The following is a 3,421-nucleotide window of genomic DNA, read 5'->3' as shown; positions in this document are numbered from 1 at the left end:
TCCTGGCTAGTCCTAAAAACAAGAAATATAATTTCCAATTCGGATACCCAAAAGCTGGTTGTAAAGAAAGGAGAATAAAAACTCCAAAAAAGACTTGGAACAACTGCGAACTCCCCAAGGAGTTTGGTCCAAGTCTTTGAAGCTCATTTTCGAATCATTGATCAGAGTTCGCATACACGATTAGTCCTATTAATGACTCGGATAGGCCACAACCTCCAAGCCAAAATGGTCACTAACAAGCGGACCGGCTACTCCATCAAAAATCACAGCTGACCGCTCTACCTGCCAAGCAGGTGACAAGAAAGCAAAGTCAATTCGAAGAGGAGGGGTTTTAGCCTCCCAGCCATCGATATGACCACCCATGGTAAATTCACCCTGGATTTCTTTCGCTGCCAAGTGACTGTCCTGAAGTTGTAGGGGGCTAGCCAGAATATGCTCATAGCCTTCCTGACCGGCAGGATTATTAAAATCTCCCATTAACACGAGCGGAAGGGAACTCGCTTTGAGTTCCGCTTCCAAGCGCGCCCACTCAGCTTGGAACCCCTTGTTCCACCAGGATAGATGGACACTAGCCACTTGAATAGCTTGCCCGTCCACTACTGTCTCCGCCAACAATACCTGACGCCGACGGTAGTCCTTGGGATCATCAATATCTGATACCAATAGTTCCTTGGCCTTTAGCGGTTCCTTGGAGAGAATCGCCACTCCCTCATGGTAACGGTCATAACCAATGTGATTATAGGCCCAGCTCCAATAATACTGCAGACCTACCTGTTGCAATTCACCCACCAGTACATGTGCAAAATGATCGTCATGAATAGCAAGAAGTGGCTGAGCTACTACGTAGCCCGCCACTTCTTCCGCAGGGGAAGAGTTAATCTCCTGATTAACTTCTTGCAAACAAATGACATCATAATCCTCACGAACAATTTGTTGAACAAGGTCAGCCAATTTTTGTTCTGGCTCTTCCTCCATCCAAGAATGGGTGTTCAAGGTTAAGAATTTTGCCATTTTTTCCCTTTTCTAGTTTAAGATTATAGTTCAACAGTTGCGACTGTATCATCCTTAGCAACTGGGCCAAGTTTGTTAACAGATACGCTTTGAACAAAGTCTTGGTTGGTGAAGACAACGATTGTAGCTGTTTCACGACCTGCTTCACGGATAGCATCCAAATCAGCGGTTACCAAACGATCCCCACGTTCCACTTTTTGACCTTCTGCCACATGAACGGTAAACGGCTTACCTTCCAAGCTGACAGTATCTAGACCAATGTGAATCAAGATTTCAAGTCCTTCTTCAGTCAAGAGACCGAGCGCGTGTTTGGTTGGGAAGATGCTGGTTACAGTTGCATTAACAGGGGCGTAGAATTCACCATTGCTTGGTTCAACTGCAAATCCATCTCCCATCATTTTTTGAGAAAAGACTGGATCTGAAACAGAGGCCAATTCGATAGCCTTACCATCAGCCACACTAGCAACTGCAACGGCTTTACCTTGAGGGGCTGAAGATTCTGCAGGAGCATCATCAAAGACTGTCATCACAGTTTGTGGAATCACTTCACCGGAATCCAAGAGGTCTTGGATATCTGATTTCAAAACATCGGCTTTTGGTCCATAAATCGCTTGGACACCTGAGTCCTTCATCACAAGACCCATAGCTCCTTCTTTTTTCCACAAATCTTCTGATCCAACTTTATCAGGATCCTTAACGGTTACACGAAGACGGGTCATACATGCATCAACATCACTGATGTTACTTGCTCCACCAAGAAGATTGATAACGTTAACCGCTTGCGATGGAGCAGCTACTTTACCATCACCAGAACCTGCTGCCGCAGAATCAGCTGAAGCCATACCTTCTTCATAGTTTCCGTTCCGACCTGGTGTCGCATAGTTGAATTTGCGAATCATAAAGTCTGAAATGAAGTACATTACAAGACCAAAGAGGGCAGTTCCCCAAACAAAGTTTACAATATCCATTCCCAAACCTGCATTAATCGCAAGTGGAGTACGGGTTAGGAATTCAATGCTTCCGAAAGAATGCATCCGCAAGTTGACAATGTCTGCCATCCCAAAGGCTAGACCTTGGATCAAAGCGTAGATAACATAAAGTGGCATCGCCACGAACATAAACATGTACTCAACAGGCTCAGTAACACCAGTTAGGAAAACTGCCAAGGCAGTTGCAGTAAGCATCCCTTTGTATTTCGCTTTTTTATCGGCATCGACATTTTTATAGATTGCAAAGACAATCCCCATCAAGATACCCATCGAACCAATCATTTGTCCGACTTTGAAGCGGGCAGGAGTGATAGTTTCTAGAAGGGTGTTATAGGCAGCTGTATCACCGGCAGCCTTCAAGTTTGTCAAGTCAGTTACCCAAGCCAACCAGAGTGGATCTTGTCCAAATACAGTTTGACCTGCTGTTGCACCAGTCATAATCTCATAAGTACCACCAAGAGCGGTATAGTTGATTGGGATGGTCAACATATGGTGAAGACCAAATGGCAACAAGAGACGCTCCAAAGTACCAAAGAGGAATGGGGCAATAAATGGCGCATTTTCTTGGGAGTTGGCAATCCAAACACCGAAAGCGTTGATTCCAGACTGGATGACTGGCCATACAAGGGATAGGATAATCGCTACAATCACAGAACGTAGGATAACCACAAATGGTACAAACCGTTTTCCGTTAAAGAAGGAAAGCGCATCTGGAAGTTTACGGTAGTTGTAGTATTTGTTGTAAGCAGTTGCTCCAACAAATCCGGCAATAATTCCGACAAACACTCCCATGTTCAAGGCAGGCGCCTCAAGGACACTCACAAAATAATCTGAGACCTTGATGGTTGATCCAAGCAAGGTTTGCACAGTTGCGTCTGGATCGCGCAACATATCTCCATTCACACCAAGAATAACCCCTGTCAAGCGGCTCAATAGAATGAAGGAAAGTCCCGCAGCGAAGGCACCGCCCGCACGTTCTTTGGCCCAGCTACCACCGATAGCAAGAGCAAAGAGGATGTGGAGGTTTCCGATAACACCCCAACCAATTTGCTCAAGCACGCTACCAATCATCACCAGAGCGCCAACTTCCGGTCCCAACATTGGGATCGATTTCCCGATGGAAATCATCAAACCAGCGGCTGGCATAACAGCGATAACCACCATCAGAGCTTTACCGAATTTTTGCCAGAATTCAAAGCTCGTTAGATTTTTGAATGCATCTTTCATCATACATCTCCTCATATATTTAATAGCTTCACGATAGGCAATCGTTTGACTTACAACTCATTATACCGTATCCCTTCGCTTTTGTAAAGGTTTTCATAATTTTTTATTTAAAACGTTTAATACTTAACAAAAAACAAAATCTGAATTATAATAGATAGTATGAAATTCACACAAGATCAAATTAAAGAATTAAA

2 protein-coding genes are annotated in these 3,421 nt (G+C 44.3%); both read right to left on the bottom strand.

Features of this window, described 5'->3' with window-relative positions:
• Positions 1 to 189: 189 nt before the first annotated feature.
• Positions 190 to 1,011, bottom strand: a complete 822-nt coding sequence (locus N4310_RS07965; RefSeq protein ID WP_262092752.1) for an endonuclease/exonuclease/phosphatase family protein — start codon at positions 1,009 to 1,011, stop codon at positions 190 to 192.
• A gap of 23 nt (positions 1,012 to 1,034) precedes the next feature.
• Complete coding sequence (locus N4310_RS07960) at positions 1,035 to 3,230, bottom strand: PTS transporter subunit IIBC (protein ID WP_262092751.1); 2,196 nt, start codon at positions 3,228 to 3,230, stop codon at positions 1,035 to 1,037.
• Positions 3,231 to 3,421: the final 191 nt, after the last annotated feature.

Source organism: Streptococcus danieliae (assembly GCF_025447695.1).
Taxonomy (GTDB): Bacteria; Bacillota; Bacilli; order Lactobacillales; family Streptococcaceae; genus Streptococcus; species Streptococcus danieliae.
Note: the sequence above shows the minus strand (reverse complement) of the source record. Positions and strands in the feature narration are given on the sequence as shown.

Coding starts and splice junctions, on each gene's coding strand:
- N4310_RS07965 (WP_262092752.1), bottom strand. CDS start 1,011: ATGGCAAAATTCTTAACCTTGAACACCCATTCTTGGATGGAGGAAGAG.
- N4310_RS07960 (WP_262092751.1), bottom strand. CDS start 3,230: ATGATGAAAGATGCATTCAAAAATCTAACGAGCTTTGAATTCTGGCAA.